Raw genomic sequence first — 19,294 nt, 5'->3', positions numbered from 1 at the left:
CTCCTTATTATATTGAGAATGATCCTAACCCTATGTTCCACCATGAACGATCTAGATTAGCTCCTGCTAGCAAGGAATCCCATAGATCATTTCTCACCCCCTCGTAAATCCTGCCCTCGAGGCACTATTGATAACATGAAATCCTGCGAGATACCAAACCCGCTGGCTAGATATACCGCCTATTCTTCATAGCCTGGTACACCCTTGTCACGGCGAGCTCTACCGCAGCTTGGCAAAGATCAACTCCCTCATTCTCCGAGATGGCCCACGACTCTTCAAGAGCCTGGCCGAGCTTTTCCTCGAGCACCTTGAATACCTCTTCTTTCCTCATTTTAAGCGCGCTCAAGGACCTGGAGTATTCCTCCATAGAGGCCACAACCCCGCCTGAATTAGCTATAATATCGGGAACCACAGGGATCTTTCTCTTCCTCAAGACCTCCATGCCTTCCAGCGTTATGGGAGCATTTGCAGCCTCTACTATAATCCCTGCCTGCACCTTTCCGGCTTCCTTTGTTCCTATCACATGGCCCGCAGCAGCTGGGATCAATACGTCCACGGGTAGACTCAGAAGCTCAGCATTGGTAATAGATTTCCCGCCAAACCCAACCACGGTGCCAACTTTTCTCGCGTATTCAGCCAGTTTCTCTATATTGAGGCCATCTTCATCAAAGACCCCACCCTGAATATCGCTTATGCCGACGACCTTTGCACCAGATTCATAGAGGAATTTGGCCACGTGGCTCCCCACATTTCCGAAACCCTGAATTGCGACGCTCGTGCCCGAGATCTCCTTACGAGAAATGCGCCTGACACACTCCCTGGTTATATAGGCACACCCATATCCCGTGCTTTCTTTCCTCCCCGGAAGCCAGCCATGGGTGCCTTCAGGTTTTCCCGTCACCGACGCCGGGTCCAGAGTCTCATTGTAGATGAATGCCATCTCCTCAGGCCCTGTCCCCATATCAGGGGCTGGGATATAGATATGTTTACTGAAGAGATCCCGATAAGCTTGAGCATAATACTCCACAATATCAAGCGCGACTATCTTCTCGAATTCCTTGTCCCGCGGTTTCCGGTCATAGAGCCTGTAAAGGTATTCCCAATCGACCCTTACCCCCGTCTTCCCGCCCCCGAATTCTATGTCAGATACCGCAGTCTTGAGAGTCATGAGCCTTCCAAGCTCTATCGTCTCCCACATGTCCACGTCCGGGGCTATGCGAATGCCTCCCTTATATGGCCCTCGAGCATCATTATGAAGACATAGGACGCCCGAGAAAGTCACCGTCTTACCCAGTATCTTGCACGAAAGCCTAAATACCCTGACCTCCTGAGGATTGATTATTGCTTTGATCTCCTCTTCTCGAAGGCCGAGATGTCTGCCCCCTTCAACAATGTAAGCCACCGATCTAGTTACTGGTTCAGCGACAGGAATGACCTTATCCATATAACCCCTCCTCGATGAGCTCTTCATGAGTTACCTCGGGCAATCCCCTCATTTAAACGTTCAACTTAATGTGACTAATTAATCTGTTCGACATACCATCAGAATTTCCTTCTTACATGATGCGAGTCTTTTTCACGAAATTCATATGGCCACATCATGCATAGGGAGAATTTATTCCCCTCGCAACAGCTTAAGCAGGTCATCGGACCTATTAACGCTCACCCGCACAGGTCTATCCATAGTGCCATAGTATTCGATCCTACGCTCATATGGGGGGTTGATTTTATAGATAGGTAACTCCCGGCAACGTTGAATACCCAGGCGCGCCTTCTCGCGGATAAGCTCTCGGGCTTTATGGGGATGAAGATGAATGGCCGCCCCCCAATTCAATCCTTTCTTCACCGCGGCAACCTCGATGCCAGGCACAAGCGCTAGCGCCTCATTACAAACGGCATCATCTCCTGAGACCATCACAGTCGGAACACCGAAGTAACCGGCAAAGAGCATGTTTACCCCGAGTTCTCCCACGGAAATGCCATTTATGGTGTACTCCTTGACATCGAAACTACCTGTATGGGCCAGATGCCCCCCTGGCGTGCCCGCCTTGGAATGCTGTCCCACAATCACCATCGCGTCAAAGGATGCATCCAGCCCAAATGGATAGGTCATTGGCCTCCCCGCAAGAAGCTTGGCAGATGGATGGAGTTCCAATGGATTTATGGCGCCATGACCATGCCCGTCAAGAACCAGTATCTCATCAGCGCCAGCATCAAGCGCCCCCTCGACCGCTGCATTCACCTCAGCTGTGACAAGGCTCTTCGCCAGCTCATAATACCGGGCCCCTGGCTCGCCGTAGTCATCGAAATTGATTATACCAGCTGTACCTTCAAGATCAGACAATATATATACTTTCATAGAAACCGCGCCATAAAGGCTATTGACAGTCCCAATCGGCAGAAAAATGGCGCTCCCCCTTTCTGAACTTTACTTCAGACGCCCAAGATCGTGAGATGCAAGAATCGGCACCCCACGATCGCCAAAACGAATTTCATTCAGCCAGATCGATTCTATCTAGCCTCGCCTATATTAGCCTTGACCTTTTCTACCGCCTCAATTATGTCATCCATATCTTCCTTAGACCCCAGGAGCACACTCTGCGGGATCCATACCCCTTCTTCATTACACGCCCTCTCGGTGGCGGGCAAGAAGACTTTGTCATAACCGGCGTCTTTCCTCGAGTCGATCAGAGCGGGGAACTTATACAGCGGCACATATCCGGGGCTTACTGGTATGCCTTCCGCGTGCAGGGCTTTGAGGAAATTCTCACGCGGCAGGTCGCCAAACTCTTCGCTACGATACCGGAAGATATAAAGATGATATGCATGCCTGGTCACTCCTTCATCAGGTACCAGCGGTTCCACTCCCCCTATCCTCTTCAATCCCTCTGAAAGATAGGCCGCATTCTCTTCACGTGCCTTCATCTGCTCCTCAAGCCTCTCCATCTGGGAGAGTACCAGCGCTGCCTGGAACTCTGTTAGACGGTAGTTCCATCCAAGTATTGGATGATCATACCACCCGCCTTCTTTCACCCTCCCCACATTCATCAAAGACCAGGCCATATCCGCGAGCTTCTTATCATTGGTAATGATTATGCCGCCTTCACCTGAATTGAGATTCTTTGATGCCTGGAAACTGAAGGTTCCCATATTGCCGATGGAGCCTACCTTTTGCCCTTTCCACTCTGCACCTACAGCCTGGGCCGCATCCTCCAGGACCATCAGGTTATGCTTCCTGGCGACTTCAAGAACTCCATCCATGTTGGCGGGGCATCCTCCAATATGTACTGGAATGATGGCCTTTGTCTTTGGAGTTATAGCTTCTTCTATCTTCGTGGGGTCTATATTGTAAGTATCAGGATCAATGTCAACGAATCTCGGAGTGGCCCCCACCAGGACCGCAGCGCTTGCTGTAGCGATAAAGGTGTAGGCTGTAGTTATCACTTCATCGCCCTCCCCTACCCCCATCGCTTTCAGCGCGATCTCAAGAGCAGCGGTCCCATTGACACATGTGACTCCATATTTCGCGTCATGATAGCGGGCGAATTTCTCCTCCAGTTCCCCATTTTTCTTTCCACCACTCACCCAGCCCCAGGCGCCGCTTCTCACTACCTCTATAAGGGCGTCCTCATCAGCCTTTCCGAATATCGGCCATTTTGTAAACGGCTTTGTTCTTACAGGAGTTCCACCTTTGATAGCCAAAGATGCCATACGAACCCAACCCCCTCGATGTTTTCCTTATAGTATTTCTGCCGCAGCATCTCAAGCCTGCGCATCATGGCCCGGATTTCCTAGACTCTAACGTCATCCTCATATTTCGTGAATGAACCCCCTTATCCCTGCAATGGCGGTTTCGGCGAGTTTCTCGCCCGCCCCTGGCTCGAGGGGCAGCCGACTATAGATCCTGCATGAGGCATAGCCAGCATAACCCCGCCTTTGAATATCATCGGCTGTAGGAATATATCTCATGACCACATTGGCATTTCCGAGTGTCATGATATTCCGATCAGGAAATGCCTCCTTGATCATAAGCCCAAGGCGTGTAAAGGCTTCCCCAGGGAACCCGACCAGTAGGACATCGCCTATCCGGAACAAGTGTACGACCTCACACTCTGTTTTCGGCAGCGTCCCAGCCTGTATCTCGGAGAGTAACTTTGAATTCCACTCTTGTATAATCCGTGCGTAGCCGGGATTTTCCGTCTGAATAGCCTCGGCCTCTTTCATTTCCTCTAAAATGGCATCCCGGTCAGGAATCTGAAGCGGAAGCTCTACAGCAATTTCCATGGCATCTAGGGTGAGATCAGTAAGGGGCGACGAGTTCCTTATACCCTCAAGGGCGGCATCAGCTATCTTCTTCCCGTATTCCTTAATGGTCTCAGCCGTCCCGGATCCCCAGGAAATCCTGTTTATGGCCGGGTCAATATCCCCGCAGAAACCATTCAAAAAGACCGCCTCATACCCCATATCATCCATGGCTGCCACCACTTGACCCGGATAGTCAGCGGAGATCTCTTCATTCCTTCCGAGAACTACCGGGTGACAGGCATAGTTTATCAATACAAGTGGACGGGCACCCTCTCGCTCAAAGATGATCCCCCTTATCCTGGCGTCGACGGGGCCATCATCGCCGAGGACCCTGTTGTAGCCTATCCCTTCAAAATCCTGCACAAAATGGCTGACACCTTCCACTCTCTTCATGCTCTGTAAAGCTTCCTTGGCCGCCAGGATGAACTTTTCTGCTAGCCCGCTGACATACTCCGCATCCACCTCACCACAACCTGAAAGAGTTGCCACAGCCGGGCCGGAATGGGTATGAATCGAAAGCAACATGATATCCTTGCTTTCTAACCCATATTCCCCCTTCAGACTGTCTTTTACCGTCTGCACAGTCTTCGCGTCAAGCCCCACTAGATCGCAATCTATGAGAAGAATCGTCTTCCCATTATGTCTAAATGAAACGGCTCTGGCAAAAAGAGGATCAAGAACTCGCCGGGCTGTTCTTCCCAGAAAATATCCATAGCCGGATAACTCCACGCCGGGTTTGGGCGTGATATCTACCTTGCTAAATCCAGTTTGCATCTCCCCTCACCACCTCCAGCACAAAAGCGGTTCAAGTATTTTCCTAGCCATTTCCCTCTCTCTTCCTGCAATCACCAAGCAGATCCAACGCGGCCTTTACAAATGCATCTTCAGTTCCCGGAGCAAATGGAGTGGCTCCTGCTTCATAGCCACCCTCCAAGTAAGTTCGGTCGGTCACTATGTACCCGGCATAGTCATTACTATACCCACAAATGGTGAGATAAGAGAATCCCCCGTGGTTTATAAGCTCCTTCCCTATATCATGAGCGATCTCTCCGGGAAGGCCAATTATTGCAGTCTCATCGTCAAATCCGATAACTTGCAGTTCGCAGCTCAGATACTCCTCCCCGGACTCACGTAGATTCCTCACACGAGGAGCAAAGTAAGACTCCGCTTCTAGTGCTGTGATCTTGGCCATTTGTTCTCTTATCTTATCTAAAGAAGCACCGCATGCCTTGAGAGCCTCCAATTCCTTCCTGAGCTCCTGCAATTTGTGCTTGTAGTCTTCATCAGAAGATAGCGGCTCTTTTAATTTTAATTGAACATGCCTTGAGCCTACCCAAAGCTTCCCATCTTTTATAAGATGACCTGCGTCTATCTTCTTTTCTATTGCTTCACCCCACCTAATATTGTCTGCCGCAACTCTGTCTCCAAGGGCTAGAAGATCTCCCGCCAGCCTCAACACCTCTCCCCCAAGCACGAGACCAAATCTTTCAATCTCCTTGAAGCTTGGAGTTCTCCTGGCAGGGTTTATGTCAGCGCAAGCGCCATTAGTGAAAAGCACTGTGACATTTTCTCCCATGACAGCCTGAATTACTCCCACTACTGCACCGGGATAATCCGCGGAAATATAGAGGTTTTTAGAACCTAGTACCGTGCCATGACACGCAAAATTGATGAGAATAGCCTTGATATCTCCTGACTCATTTTCCGCAATCAATACAGTGAGACGCGGCAGTATACCCCAATCTGGGTCTCTTCGGTTTTGGCTCAAGGTATGGACGTCCATGAAACCTATCTTCATTTTACATGGTTCGCACTGAGATCTTGCAAGATTGACAAGACTTGCGAGTTTCCGAATGGTTATTTCTCTCAGGCTTGCATCAAATCCTGTGATGCCCTTTCGTAGTCCGTCAGGGCCGGAGTGCGTGTGCGTGCAGCAGATCATCAGATTGCTCGTGGGGAGCCCAGTCTGCTTTGTCACTCTCTCCCTTACCTCAGCAACTATTTCCTTGTCCAGACCTATCAGGTCACATGTTATTATGGCGACCTCAGTATGGCCATCCCCCACAACTAGACACCGCGCAAATAGGTCATCGTGTACCCCGATGGACACATCTTTCCGTGCGGCATAACCGGAAAGCAAACCTCCTATCGGAGGCGTGATACAAACGCTTGCAGCACCAACATTAAACATCCCATACCCCCCTTTAGGTCTCCTAACGATCTGCCAGGGACAAAACAATTATGCGGATGCTGTCCCTGGCAGATCGTTACTTCTCAAGATACTTGATAGAATATGTGTGTAGTTTACTTAAAGAACAATTGCTCTGGCCAAGTTATAAGGTCGCCTTTATTACGCCAATCAGCAGGGGCCTTTTCGATGAAATTCCTCAAGTTATTCTTCACGATCATTGGTCTGAATGGAGCCTGGCAAAGACCAATTATATAGAGATTCTTGTCATGTATACTAAGGATCTCCTGGCCTATTTCGTGTTGCTTTGCTTTATCTATGGTAACTTTCAGCTGATCATAGAGGATCTGCAGCCTACGCAAGTCGCCGGTAGGCTCTTCCCCGCCTTTGCCCCCTGTAGCGTACCAGATTCCATATAATGGCGCCCAGTAAGTCGAACCTAAAGTCGGAACATACCATAGCCCGTAGTCTAATACCCAGTTAACAAGTGCGCAGCTGTACCCCGGAAGCTCCATGTCCCCGGCAGGCGCACGCGTATACCACAGTGATCGTTCTAGGACCGTAACGGTAGCTTTGATCCCAATATCCTTCCAGTAATTAGCAACCATATGGAATTGATCAGCGACATTTGCCCCGAATTCCCAGGTCTCTATTGTGAGACTGAGAGGCTTACCGTCCGGACGAAGTCTATATCCCTGAGCATCCCTCCTTGTTAGTCCCAAATCGTCTAGGAGTCTATTAGCCTCTTTCGTATCGTATTCAATGGCTGTCTTGCCAAACTCATCCTTAAAGAACGGATCCCCAGGTCCACCAACGGGTTGCGCAATTCTCGCCATCCCATTGAAGAACAAGGAGTTCATCTCATCTCTGTTTATGGCCAGCGAAAGCGCCATCCTGAATCTACGATCGCAGAAAAGTTTCCGCAGGATGGGATCCTTCACATTTTGGTTGACATAGATACATGGTATGCCTGCTCCTATCCATCTCAATACCCTATAATTGCCTTTGTCCCTATTCTCCATATAGATAGGATAATTCTGGAAGCTAGCTTGCTCGAAATCCAACATGTCGAAATCGCCATTTAGCGCCCTCATTGTGAGAACTTCTAGATCTGATATGTCATCATAGGTAACTCTATCGATATAAGGAAGCTGGTTCCCTTCAGGATCAACTTTCCAGTAATAGGGATTCCTCTCCGCAACCATTCTCGTAGCAGGTAGTGGCACTGTCACCTTCCAGGCAGTTATTACAGGGAGTTCGGGGTTTTGAAATCTATTGTTTTTTCTGGCAAATAATTGATACCAAGACTCAAATTTGGCTTCTTTGGCCAACTTATCAAGTTTGTCCTTTGGGGTATATTTAGGATGAAATTGCTTCAAGTAGTGCTTTGGCGCAAAAGTTTCTCCGTCATATGCCAGGAACTCAAGGAAGATCCCGTAAGGTTGCTCAAAAACAAATCGCACTGTATAATCATTTACCTTCTCTACTTTTCCCGGTTTCCCCCCTACAGTAAGCCAAGTAGGAAATGAAGGAGTAAGCTCTTTGTTAAGAAGTATGTCATTGTACCAGAATAAGACATCATCCGCAGTAAAGGGTTCTCCGTCAGACCACTTCATTCCTTTCCTCAGATAGAACGTGTAGACTCTCCCGTCTGTGGAGATATCCCACTTCTTGGCTACATTCGGGACTACCTTGAGCTTGTCATTGCTATACTGCCATCTCACCAAATAATCGCTGGATGTTACGATCCAACTATATGAATTGGCGGGTCCCCTAATTGCCCTTCTCAACGTTCCTCCGTACTTTCCGACCTCCTCTATCGGCTTGACAGTCAACGGCTCCTCCGGCAACCTCTGATCAATACGTGGAAGCTTCCCCTGTTTCACGAGTTCTGCAAGCATTGGCGCCTCATTATACCTTTTTTGAGCAATGCAAATTGATGATACTACCAACAGCAGGACGGCACATAGAACTAATAGGATCTGACCGCGTAGGCTTCTCATTATTTCTATACCTCCTATTCACCGGTAAATCCTTTCTTAGACCCAAGGCATCCAGGACATTCCAGCGTCAAATCCATTCTAGAGCCTTATTCCCCTTACCTCATGGCTTTGCCCGAGAACCTACCTCCAAGATTCGCCTTCACCCCCTTTCTGCAGCATGGCGCAGGCGCAATCCCAAATCATCTTGGCTCAATCACAAAGATTGTCGCGTGCGCCCAACGCGTAACCAGACGAGCCAGATGGCCGCTTTTCCGCATAAATCGCTACCTCCTCACTAATGATACTTTCATCTCCGTCTCCGTCACACTGGGACAAAGCCTAAGTCATTGCAACGGAAATATGTACCGTAGCTCTTTTCACCACCTCCTACTCTATCCTGCATCCCCCCTTCTAACTTATAGAACCATTATATTTTTTGGAAAGCATGCCATCGAATTTTATGTTAGGAAATCCAAAATCAGATACCTCGTATGCTACAGTAATCCAGGCAACCCCTACATGCGACTGACGGGATCGCTCATCGGGACATACCTGATAGAAGAGTTATTCTGCGGAGGATCCAACACCATACATTTCGAGTACCTTGCGGGTAGTCTTTGCTATCTCCCTCGCTATTCCCGGCATGATCGATTGGGACGTAGCTAGTGTTATCACCCTCCTACTCACATCCTCCGTAACTGGGCAGTTGTGCGGCCCGGAGTATTTGCTAAATAGGGGACTACTGTATAGTGGACTTGGATAAGCAACCATGGCCGGCACCCTCTCTCTAGTAAGAGCCTCTACGATCTCATCCCGTTTCGGGGCCATCCCAGCAGGCAGGATAAATGTGTAAACATGATAAACACTCTCGGCATAAGGCTTCTCTGAGGGAAGGCGAAGGTCTAGCCTCCACAGTTCCTCTGTATATATAGCAGCATTTCTTCGCCTTGCTTCATTGAATTTCTCTAGTCTACGAAGCTGAACAATACCAATTGCGGCCTGAAGAGCAGTCATTCTATAGTTCCACCCGAGACGCTCAATTACATGCCAGCTCCTCTCTCCTTGATGGCGAACCCTACGGCACACGCTGGCAAAATCCGTGTCATCAGTGGTGATCATGCCACCTTCACCGGTGGTCATGTTTTTGGATTCCTGGAAACTAAAACATGTGGCGTGAGAGATGCTGCCAAGCTTACGACCTTTATACTCAGCTCCGTGAGATTGGCAAGCATCCTCGATCACTAGGAGATCATGTTCATCGGCCAATTTCCTGATTGCGTCTAAATCCGCAGGATGTCCAAATAGATCTACAGGTATAATTGCCTTAGTTCTAGTGGTTATTTTACGATCAATATCCTCGGGAGAAAGACAGAAGGTATCCAGATCTATGTCTGCGAATACTGGAGTTGCCCCCTGCTGCAGAACAGGTCCGACAGTCCCAATAAAGGTAAATGCAGGCACAATCACTTCATCTCCCGGACCTATATCATAAGAGGCAAGCGCTGTATGTATTGCAGCAGTCCCGGAATTCACTGCTATGGCTTCTTTGGCTCCCACATAGGAGGCAAACGACTTCTCAAACCTTTCAACCTCATCACTTGATAGCTGCGTGATTCTGCCGGACCTCAGGACCCGTTCAACTTCGGTTATTTCCTCGTCATCCAAAACAGGCCCAATGTAAAGACTTTCGGGTATACCAGGAGAGGATCTGACATCGCTGCCTATATTCATATTGAGACACCTCCAGAGATTAATCATGTCCCGTAACAAATTGATCCGCACATGATATATAGCTCGTCTTTCTATTTTAGCCCGGCAAAAACTCCGAACCTATAGATGCCTTATCTTACCCTTAAACCTTTTTACCAATTCAGAGTCAACCCTATCTCCATTATTGATGTTGCTACTAACATATATTGGAGGTATGATACCTTTCCTTACAAGCCTTTGCGCGACCTGACACATAATGCTGTTAAGTATCAGGATTCCCGCCACCGTTGATGTAGGCCCAACTGGATATGGCAAATCCTTTATCGCAACACTGGCATCCCCAGTGCCACAGCAGTTGTCAATGTATAGATCGACCACTTCATAGAGTTTCTTGTTACTTGGGTGACGCGAATCCATAGAGTTCGAATGCTGCAGGGAAGTGATGGCAATTGTAAACAGCCCCCGTTTTTTCGCTTCCATCGCCATTTCAACCGGTACCGGATTTATGCCAGAATTAGAAGCAATGATAATTACATCACCCGGGGAAACATCATAATCGTTAAGTATAATGGAGGCATACCCCTGGACACGTTCGAGAGCAGTGCTCTTGGCGGCGCCGTCATTAAACATGAGACCTGTCTCAAGAATTGCATTGACATTGGCGAAGCCCCCAGCGCGATAAAATACCTCCTCGGCAAGCATGTGGGAATGTCCAGTCCCAAATACATGAAGAAGGCCATTATGAGCCATCGAGTCTGCAATCGCTACTGCCGCTTTTTCCATCTTTTGCTCTTGCGTGGAGCAAATTCTGGACATTAAGTCCACGATATTAGTGAGATACTCTCTGCCGATCTCGAAACCCTTGCAACCGTCGACGCTACAAATGTCAAAGGAGTCTATTGTATCCATGGATTCATTCTCCTTGAAGATAAGTCTGCGATTCGCGCTCAGGTGGCCATACTGATAGACAGTTGGAGAGAATACGCTTCACCAGTGATATTTCATCATATTTTCTACATGATATCAAGTATCATTTATGAAGTATTACTACATGACAGATAATATTTCGCATATGATCTACATATATGAGCCAGAAAACGTCTTAGACGGCCGATTTTAGGTTTGATGGGCCTCAATGACTATGCTGAACTTTTAACGAATTCAACCCCGACTGTTGATATATGACGATTTCCGCAGGTCTCCAGCCCGAAAGGAGCTGGCGCGGCTCAGGCCGGCAATCCTTAAGGGAGAAGATGAATTCAGAGAAGATAAAGGAATCGTATCAGTCCCTCAAGTATGCAGAGCGGAGTTTCCGGCACATCAGTGGAGGAGATCCTCCGCTACTGGGATAAGCTTCGTTTGAGCCAACATGTGTCACGGGCAGAGGGTTACGCATCCAAAGAGTGGAATTGGCAATTAGGGGAATTGGAGCTCAAGATCAAAAAAGAGATGGAATTTATAAAGGGGGAACGCCGGTTAGGGGATTGATGGAGTCCTATGAGTATGCTAATCTCTTAGTTGATATAGTCGCAGAGCGAGGAATCTTTTAGTTCTAGGCGGTCCAGACCCTGAAATGAGCCAATATGATCCCAATGGCCAACATACGTATAATTGCCATGAAAATTATCCCTTTGGAGTCGATGCGAATGCAACCGCAAAAGCAGGTTAAACCTAGTTCCATGAATGTTCAGAGTAGGATACAGACCGTCTATGAATCACTCCGGCCTTCCGAAAAGAAGGTGGCAGATTTTCTACTAAAACACGCGGACAAGGTAATCTACCTTTCTGTCTCCGAGTGCGCAGACAGATGTAACGTGAGTGAAGCAACCATCATTCGTTTTGCTCGCTTGCTTGGTCTGTCAGGCTATCAGGAATTGAAGATAGAGATGGCAAGAAATCTACTTACCCCGACCAGCGATCTCTATGAAGAAATTACTCCCAATGACAGCCTGCCAGAGGCGGTAACTAAGGCATTAAGAGCAGACAGTCAGGCCGCGGCTGATACACTCTCTATCATGGATTTCGGCAGATTAGAGAGGGCCATTCAGGGTATTTCCAACGCAAAACAGATTCTCCTAAATGGGGTGGGGACCTCGAATCTGGCGGTTCAATATTTAGGTTACAAGCTATTGAGGCTCGGCATCCCAGTTTTATCATACCAGGATCCTCATCTGCAGCTCATCTCAACGGCACTTCTCGACCAAAATAGCCTTGTAATAAGCATTTCCCACAGCGGGGCCACAAAAGAGGTGATAAACCTTATCAGGGCCGCAAAAGAAAAAGGGGCGACCACCATATCTATAACCAATTACGAGCGTTCTCCCCTCGCCAAATACTCGGACATCATGCTGTTGACATCCTCCAAGGAGACCCCTTTCGGGAGTGGAGCCGCGTCCTCTCTTATCGCCCAGCTTGTAGTCATTGACGCCCTATTCGTTGGTCTAGCGCTATATCGTCGCGAGACTTCATTCAGCTTCCTAGAAAAAACCGGTGAAACGGTGAAATCTCAGAAAATATAGGGGCGGGGCATCTGCCTCGCCCACGAAGGGTTCCTTGGCGTGTGCACCTCTCACGTACCTACCGATCAGGCGTCTCATCGAATCTTCGATCCCGCCTCAACCTCGCGGTCAACAGTCAGAACTGAGATCTTGCCTTCGGCGCTGGTTGCCGCAAGAAGCATACCCTGGGAAATGAGTCCCCTGAGCTTCGCTGGCTTCAGGTTGGCCACTACTACAATTAGCTTGCCCTTAAGGTCATCCGGGGAATATTGCTGAGCTATGCCGGCCACGATCTGACGCCTTTCATCCCCAAGGTCCACCTCAAGCCTGAGAAGTTTGTCTGCTCCGGCGACTTTGGCAGCATCCATCACCTTTGCTACCCTTAAATGGACTTTGGCAAAATCATCGATGGTAATTATCCCTTCTGGCACCACTGGCTGCGTCTTCGCTTCTCCTTCTCCAGACTCGCGCTCAACTTTAGACGCATGATCAGCGCCCGCCTCCGCCGTTCCTCCCGGCGTATCTTCCATGGATTCAATACGTGGGAATATTGGTGATCCCCTCCTTATCTTGCTTCCGGGCTTCATAATGCCCCAGGTCTCTGCCTGATTCCACCCGGCTGATTCCGGTCTTCCATCGAGGCCGAGTTGATTCCAGACCCGGCCGCACGATTCAGGCATGAATGGACTCAATGTGATGGCGGCAATCCGCAAGGATTCCAGCACGTTATACATAACTGTGTTCAGCTGGTCCCGAGTCTCTTCATTCTTTGCAAGCGACCACGGCGCCCTCTCATCAACATACTTGTTCCCGCCTGTGACCACCGTCCAGATTTGCTCAATGGCTTCGGAAAAGCTGAGTCCCTCCATCTTTTCCCGCGCCCTCTTGATGGCCTCAATTGACTCGGATATGAATTCCCGATCACGCGCCGGCATGGCGCTGAAATCCTTAATAGGCTGCGGCACCACGCCTCCAAGAAATCTCTCCGTCATGGCCACGGCACGATTTAGCAGATTGCCAAGGTCATTAGCAAGATCGGAATTGTAGCAATTTATGAGCCCCTCCACCGAGAAATCCCCATCGCGGCCGAACGGAATCTCCCGCATCAAATAAAATCGCAGTGGGTCAGCTCCATACTTTTGCGCCAAGGCGATGGGATCTACCACGGTCCCCTCGCTCTTGCTCATTTTGATGCCCTTGATATTTACGAAGCCATGGCCAAAGACAGTTTTCGGCAGCGGGAGGTCACATGCCATCAATGTGGCAGGCCAGATGACGCAATGGAACCATGTTATATCCTTCCCAATCAAGTGCAGGTCAGCGGGCCACCATTTATTGAATTTCTCCGGCCCTTCCATATAACCGGCGCCAGTCACATAATTGATCAGGGCATCAAACCAGACATAGACAACCTGCTGGGGGTCAAGTGGCATCGGGACTCCCCAGGCCATGGTAGAACGGGATATGCTGACATCCTGCAAGCCGTCCTTGAGGCGGTTCAATATCTCATTCTTCCGCGTTTCAGGCTGAATGAACTCTGGGTGTTTCTCGATGTGGTCTATAAGGCGATCCTGAAATCTCGAAAGGGCGAAGAAGTAATTTTTTTCCTCAACCCATTCAACTCTCTTGCTGGGATGAAGTGGACAATGTCCCTCCACCAGATCATCCTCTCTCAAAAACGCCTCGCAGGAAACGCAATACCAGCCTGAATAGGTCCCTTCGTAGATATAACCGCGCTCATTGGCACGCCTGACGATATCCTGCACGGTCTTTACATGATCCGGATCGGTTGTCCGGATGAATCTGTCAGGCCGCACATTCAAAATATCCCACGCCCTCTTGAAGGATGCAACGATCCGATCACAGAATTCTTTAGGCGTAAGGCCCTCTGATTCAGCCTTTCGAGCCACATTGAGGCTATGTTCATCTGTGCCGGTCAGAAAAAAAGTATCATATCCGCAAAGCCTTTTAAACCTTGCGATCACATCTGCGGCAATCTTCTCATACGCGTGCCCCAAATGCGGCTCCGCATTCACATAATCTATGGCAGTGGTCAGGTAAAACTTCCTGCCTTGCCCTTCACCAGTCTCTTTTTCATGCTGCACTTTCGAGGTCGCCCCCTCTTATATTAGCTGACTAACCTGATGGGAGAGGTCCACCAGCTTGACATCTTGCACACCATCAACCTTGAGTATGTCCGCCAGGATCTCTTCAAGCCGAGTCCCCTTGCCATCGAAGTAGCCAGGAATGACGTCGACACCAAGCAGCATCAATGCCGTACCACCAGCAGTCTTACGGGCAACATGCATCGAGCCGATATTGACGCCATACCTGCCAAGCACCATGCCCACCGGCCCCACGACTCCAGGCTTATCTACATGTGGAATTATCAATACATGCCCTTCACAGGGGGCGTCAGCCCGGTACCCATCTATCTCCACAATCCGAGGATCGCGCTTCCCAAACAAAGTCCCTGCGGCGCGATGAGTACCCTTGTCGCTATCCACCTCTGCTATTACCACGCTCGCGAAATCAAAGGAGTTGACCTCCTTCGACTCAGAAATCCCGATACCTCGTCCGAGCGCCAGAATCCTCGAATTTATGATGTTGACCTCTTCTGTCATGACCTTGCTCAAGAGCCCCCTGAGGAATGAGGCCATGATCATGCTTGTGTCCACATCAGCAAGGTCGCCGCCATATGTGAGCCTGACCTTTCTTATACCCGCTCCGCATAGCCCGGCAAGCAATTTCCCCAGGCTTTCCGCAAGGGGTAGAAATGGCCCTACAGCAGCCAAGGTTTCTGCAGAGATCCTCGGCGCGTTCACGGCATTTTTGTATGGCTGGCCAAGCAGGACATGTGCCACCTGCTCCGCTACATCTACAGCCACATTGATCTGCGCTTCTTCTGTAGATGCGCCAAGATGTGGTGTCACGATCACGTTATCAAGCGCGATAAGAGGATTTCCCGTAGGGGGCTCCTGCTCAAACACATCCAATGCCGCCCCTGCCACTTTCCCCGAGACAATGGCATCATAAAGGGCCTTCTCATCCACAATGCCACCACGGGCACAGTTGATTATCCGGACTCCATCTTTCATCTTCTTGAATTCTTTTTGACCGACAATGCCCTTCGTTTCCTGGGTAAGCGGGCAATGTACGGTGATGAAATCAGCGGAGGATATAACCTCATCAAATTCCGAAAGCTCCGTGCCCAACTGCGACGCCCTTTCCTTGGAAAGGAACGGGTCGTATGCGATGACTTTCATATGCATCGAATGGGCTCTACGAGCGACTTCCGTGCCGATTCTTCCCAGTCCTATTATGCCCAGGATCTTCCCATAAAGTTCAACGCCAGTGAAACGGTTGCGCTCCCAATTGCCAGCCTTTAGTGAAGCGCAGGCCTGAGGCACATTGCGCGCAAGAGCCAGAATCATGGCCCAGGTATGCTCGGCAGTGGACATTGTGTTGCCCTCGGGAGCATTGAGGACAATGATACCTCGCCTGGTGGCACTATCCACATCAACATTATCTACCCCAACGCCGGCACGCCCTATCACCTTGAGCCGGGCCGCGCGAGCAATTACATCCTCCGTGACCTTTGTCCTGCTGCGGACGATGAGAGCCTCATAATCTCCAATTTTTTCAAGAAGTTCCTCGGGAGTGATTCTAGGCAGGAAATCTATCTCAAACTCTGGAAATGAACGGAGGGTATCTATCCCCTGCTCTGCAATTGAATCAGCAATCAGTATCTTCATTCTCCCACCTGCTTCCCACGCATGGCACTCATGGCGGCTGCAACCCCTGACCCGAATTTGACCGGATGCCCCATGTCCGCCAACGCAAGCTCAATTGCGGATATGGCCTTTATAATATCCATTTGACTTATGTACCCGAGGTGCGCAAGTCTGAAGATCTTGCCCGAAAGCTCTCCCTGCCCTCCAGCTAATACCACCTCATATTTCCGCACCTGTCGCCTGAATTCATCTGCGCTCATTCCCTCGAGCCCCTTTACGGCCGTTACCGTGGTAGACGCACAATCATCCTGGGCTAGAAGCGGAAAACCAAGCGCCGCTACCCCGCTCCTGGCCATCTGAGAAAGAACCTCATGATGCTTGATGAAATTCTCAGGCCCTTGTTCGAAGATGATGCTCAGAGCTTCATCGAGGCCGAATAACAGCGAGACAGCCGGTGTAGCTGGTGTCTCCCATTTTTCAGCCGACCGCTTGGCAAGGCGAAGGTCAAAATAGAATCGCGGCAGCGTTGCGCTCTCCATCGCTTTCCAGGCATCCTTGCTTACACCAACAACAGCGAGTCCCGGAGGCGTCATAAGAGCCTTCTGTGATGCCGCAATGACTACGTCCACGCCCCAGTCATCCATGGAGAGTTCCATGGCCGCAAAAGAACTTATCGCGTCTACGATGACCAGGGCTCCGTGTTCCTTGGCTATCCTGGCTATAGACCTGACATCCGTCCTTACGCCTGTAGAAGTCTCATTCTGGGTCACAAAGACTGCCTTGATTTTAGGATCACGTTTCAATTCTTCCTCAAAGTGAGCAGGATCCACGGCCTTCCCCGGTTCGCTGGAACGTATTCTGGTCACATTTACATGATAGGCCTCCAGGATCTTGGCATAACGCTCTCCAAAAGCGCCTGCTACACCAACCAGCACATGATCACCAGGGGATAAGAGGTTACTTGCGGCAGCCTCCATGCCGCCGGTCCCGGACGAGGTCAGTATAATAGCATCGCCACTGGTTTTGAGAAGTTCCTTCGCCTTCTCAGTGATATTCTTGAATACCTTATGAAATTCCGAGCCGCGGTGGTTTATAATCGGTCTTGACATGGCCCTGACCACTCGAGGCGGAATAGGTGTGGGACCGGGAATGAAAAGGTCGAATTTCTCCTCGAAATTCATAGAGCCTACAAATAGATCATGAACTTGTCCAGCAGACATGGTAGATTCCCCCTGGTGAGATGAGATGTGACTATAATAATTGTATATAATTTAACAGTCCCAGTGGCGAATGTCAACTGAGGAAGAAACCCTCTGGAGGAAGAAGCCCGCTCATGAAGAAACCTGCAAATGCGAACGGAAATGAGTCCTATGATCCGCCATGTCTATGCTGAGGTCTCGCTGACTTCGTGGGATGCGGCGTTCGCGGCGAGCCAGTATCCTGCCACAGAAAGGGCTCTTGCTATGGCTGTTATGCCCATTGAAACCCCCCAGCCCAGGCGTTCATAACCGAATGTCCACAGCATTGGCCCGGTAGTCGCCGCGAGTTGGACGGCCATGTTAAAATATGCTACATCTGTAGCCCGATGATCATCGGATGCAACCTCCAGGAGACGGTTTAAAAGACCAAGCCCGATGCCGGCAGTAGCCGCCCCGCCAACGAAATCCATAAGGGTAGCAAACCAGAGATCCTTCACGAAGATCCATGCCGCAGGTAGCATGGCGATCCCGGCTGAACTCCATATGAGCGCCGTGCTGTATCCTTTGCGTTTGCTCAACCTGGACCACCAACGATAGGTGACAACAGAGCCTATAGAGCTTGCCACCGTGGCCAGGCTCATCCAGACATTGTTGGCGTGAAGGAATTCTACACGATAGATAGTGAATAACGGCCATGCTCCCATCCATGCGAAATGGAAATATAGGGTTGCCAGGAGGAACCAAAAATATGGACGATCACCCCGCACCCTGCGCCATTCATTGGCAGCGCCGGCCCAGGGCTTCTGCGCTGGCTGCGGTTTCCCGTCATGCTCGCGACTGGCCTTCTGTTGCGCACCTTTTTCCTGTGAACTATCAGGCCCATCCAGCGGGATGACCAGACGATTCAGGAAATATGCCTCGGCAATTCCAGCGAGGAAAGATGCGACAAAGGCGACCTGATACCCGACCGGATAGGCAATATGATCCATGATCCATCCCCCAAGGAGCACTGAAACCGTGCCGCTGAGGGTCATCCAGATGCTACGTTCAGCAAAGGCATCAGACCTAACCTCGGGAGGAATAGCGGATCCTATGATGCTCTGCCACGCTACGCTGAGGAATGCCTGCGGAATTGTCATGATGGTGACCACCGCCAGCAACAGTATAGGTTGCCATCTTGACGGGAAAAAAGGGATCAGTGCGAGAGGCGTATATAGGAAACGCGTAAGCAGGATCAATGCCACAGTGAAATGCTTGTGGTTTGAACACCTGTCTACTAAAAACGCTGCCGGCAGGGCCGAAACCAGGCTGATCATGGCCGGAAGAGAAGTAATGAGGCCTATTTCCGTGTTTGTGGCCCCAACCCGCAGGCCGAAGATGCCGAGAAAGGGAATGACCAAATTCACCGAAACCAGGGCGGCGACTCCATTATAAATGTTATAACGGATGTTTTCCTCCAGCAGTGCCCGCCTGGTTCTTGGCCTATTCCTATCCCGCGCTTTGGAGAAAGAGAGGCGTAATCTAAGACGCGCCAGATCTAGACGCCTAAAGTGCAAATCCTGTGACCCCTTCGGTCGCGAGGGTAACCAAATCCCTCATCAGCGACTCGCGACTGAAGATGATTATATTCTTCTGGCATGCTGGTGGCAAGCCCGACATTACTGCTATTGACGCCTGA

The 19,294-nt window shown here is 49.9% G+C and carries 14 protein-coding genes; 2 read left to right on the top strand and 12 right to left on the bottom strand.

Translation table 11 applies throughout. The features are described from left to right. Positions 1-166: 166 nt before the first annotated feature. From HPY52_01040 to HPY52_01005, 8 genes are all read right to left on the bottom strand, one after another. Entirely contained in the window at positions 167-1,444 is a 1,278-nt protein-coding gene (locus tag HPY52_01040; GenBank protein ID NPV78850.1) for a Glu/Leu/Phe/Val dehydrogenase, read from the bottom strand. Positions 1,445-1,615: 171 nt separating this feature from the next. Beyond that, positions 1,616-2,359: a peptidase M55 gene (locus tag HPY52_01035; protein NPV78849.1), complete on the bottom strand. Its 744-nt coding sequence runs from the start codon at positions 2,357-2,359 to the stop codon at positions 1,616-1,618. Positions 2,360-2,511: 152 nt separating this feature from the next. Then, on the bottom strand, positions 2,512-3,711 hold the full coding sequence (locus tag HPY52_01030) for a DegT/DnrJ/EryC1/StrS family aminotransferase (GenBank protein NPV78848.1): 1,200 nt from the start codon (positions 3,709-3,711) through the stop codon (positions 2,512-2,514). Between the two features lie 99 nt (positions 3,712-3,810). Next, positions 3,811-5,079, bottom strand: a complete 1,269-nt coding sequence (locus HPY52_01025; protein NPV78847.1) for a hypothetical protein — start codon at positions 5,077-5,079, stop codon at positions 3,811-3,813. A 43-nt stretch (positions 5,080-5,122) separates the two neighbouring features. Then, positions 5,123-6,496 (bottom strand): hypothetical protein, encoded by a 1,374-nt coding sequence (locus HPY52_01020; protein ID NPV78846.1) that lies wholly within the window; start codon positions 6,494-6,496, stop codon positions 5,123-5,125. A 113-nt stretch (positions 6,497-6,609) separates the two neighbouring features. Next, the gene (locus tag HPY52_01015) at positions 6,610-8,496 is read right to left on the bottom strand and encodes an ABC transporter substrate-binding protein (protein ID NPV78845.1); all 1,887 of its coding nucleotides are present in this window, start codon (positions 8,494-8,496) and stop codon (positions 6,610-6,612) included. Positions 8,497-9,039: 543 nt separating this feature from the next. Continuing rightward, on the bottom strand, positions 9,040-10,206 hold the full coding sequence (locus HPY52_01010) for a DegT/DnrJ/EryC1/StrS family aminotransferase (protein NPV78844.1): 1,167 nt from the start codon (positions 10,204-10,206) through the stop codon (positions 9,040-9,042). A 99-nt stretch (positions 10,207-10,305) separates the two neighbouring features. After that, positions 10,306-11,094, bottom strand: a complete 789-nt coding sequence (locus HPY52_01005; GenBank protein NPV78843.1) for an SIS domain-containing protein — start codon at positions 11,092-11,094, stop codon at positions 10,306-10,308. A gap of 387 nt (positions 11,095-11,481) precedes the next feature. Here HPY52_01005 and HPY52_01000 point away from each other — a divergent pair, with 387 nt between their 5' ends. Together HPY52_01000 and HPY52_00995 are read left to right on the top strand one after the other, a co-directional pair. Then, positions 11,482-11,673 carry a hypothetical protein gene (locus HPY52_01000; protein ID NPV78842.1) on the top strand — a complete coding sequence of 64 codons (192 nt, stop codon included), beginning with the start codon at positions 11,482-11,484 and terminating at the stop codon, positions 11,671-11,673. A gap of 191 nt (positions 11,674-11,864) precedes the next feature. Further along, the gene (locus HPY52_00995) at positions 11,865-12,704 is read left to right on the top strand and encodes a MurR/RpiR family transcriptional regulator (protein ID NPV78841.1); all 840 of its coding nucleotides are present in this window, start codon (positions 11,865-11,867) and stop codon (positions 12,702-12,704) included. A 74-nt stretch (positions 12,705-12,778) separates the two neighbouring features. Here the strand turns inward: HPY52_00995 and metG are convergent, their stop codons facing one another. The 4 genes from metG to HPY52_00975 all read right to left on the bottom strand — a co-directional run bounded on the left by metG (position 12,779) and on the right by HPY52_00975 (position 19,172). Then, complete coding sequence (metG, locus tag HPY52_00990) at positions 12,779-14,788, bottom strand: methionine--tRNA ligase (GenBank protein NPV78840.1); 2,010 nt, start codon at positions 14,786-14,788, stop codon at positions 12,779-12,781. Positions 14,789-14,806: 18 nt separating this feature from the next. Further along, entirely contained in the window at positions 14,807-16,438 is a 1,632-nt protein-coding gene (locus HPY52_00985; GenBank protein NPV78839.1) for a phosphoglycerate dehydrogenase, read from the bottom strand. Continuing rightward, positions 16,435-17,637, bottom strand: coding sequence for an alanine--glyoxylate aminotransferase family protein (locus HPY52_00980; protein NPV78838.1), 1,203 nt, complete (start codon positions 17,635-17,637; stop codon positions 16,435-16,437). Before HPY52_00980 ends, HPY52_00985 begins: the two co-directional genes overlap by 4 nt. Positions 17,638-17,801: 164 nt before the next feature. Next, complete coding sequence (locus HPY52_00975; GenBank protein ID NPV78837.1) at positions 17,802-19,172, bottom strand: MFS transporter; 1,371 nt, start codon at positions 19,170-19,172, stop codon at positions 17,802-17,804. Positions 19,173-19,294: the final 122 nt, after the last annotated feature.

The organism is Bacillota bacterium (assembly GCA_013178415.1).
Classification (GTDB): Bacteria; Bacillota; SHA-98; order Ch115; family Ch115; genus Ch115.
This window is presented reverse-complemented; position numbering and strand designations above follow the sequence as displayed.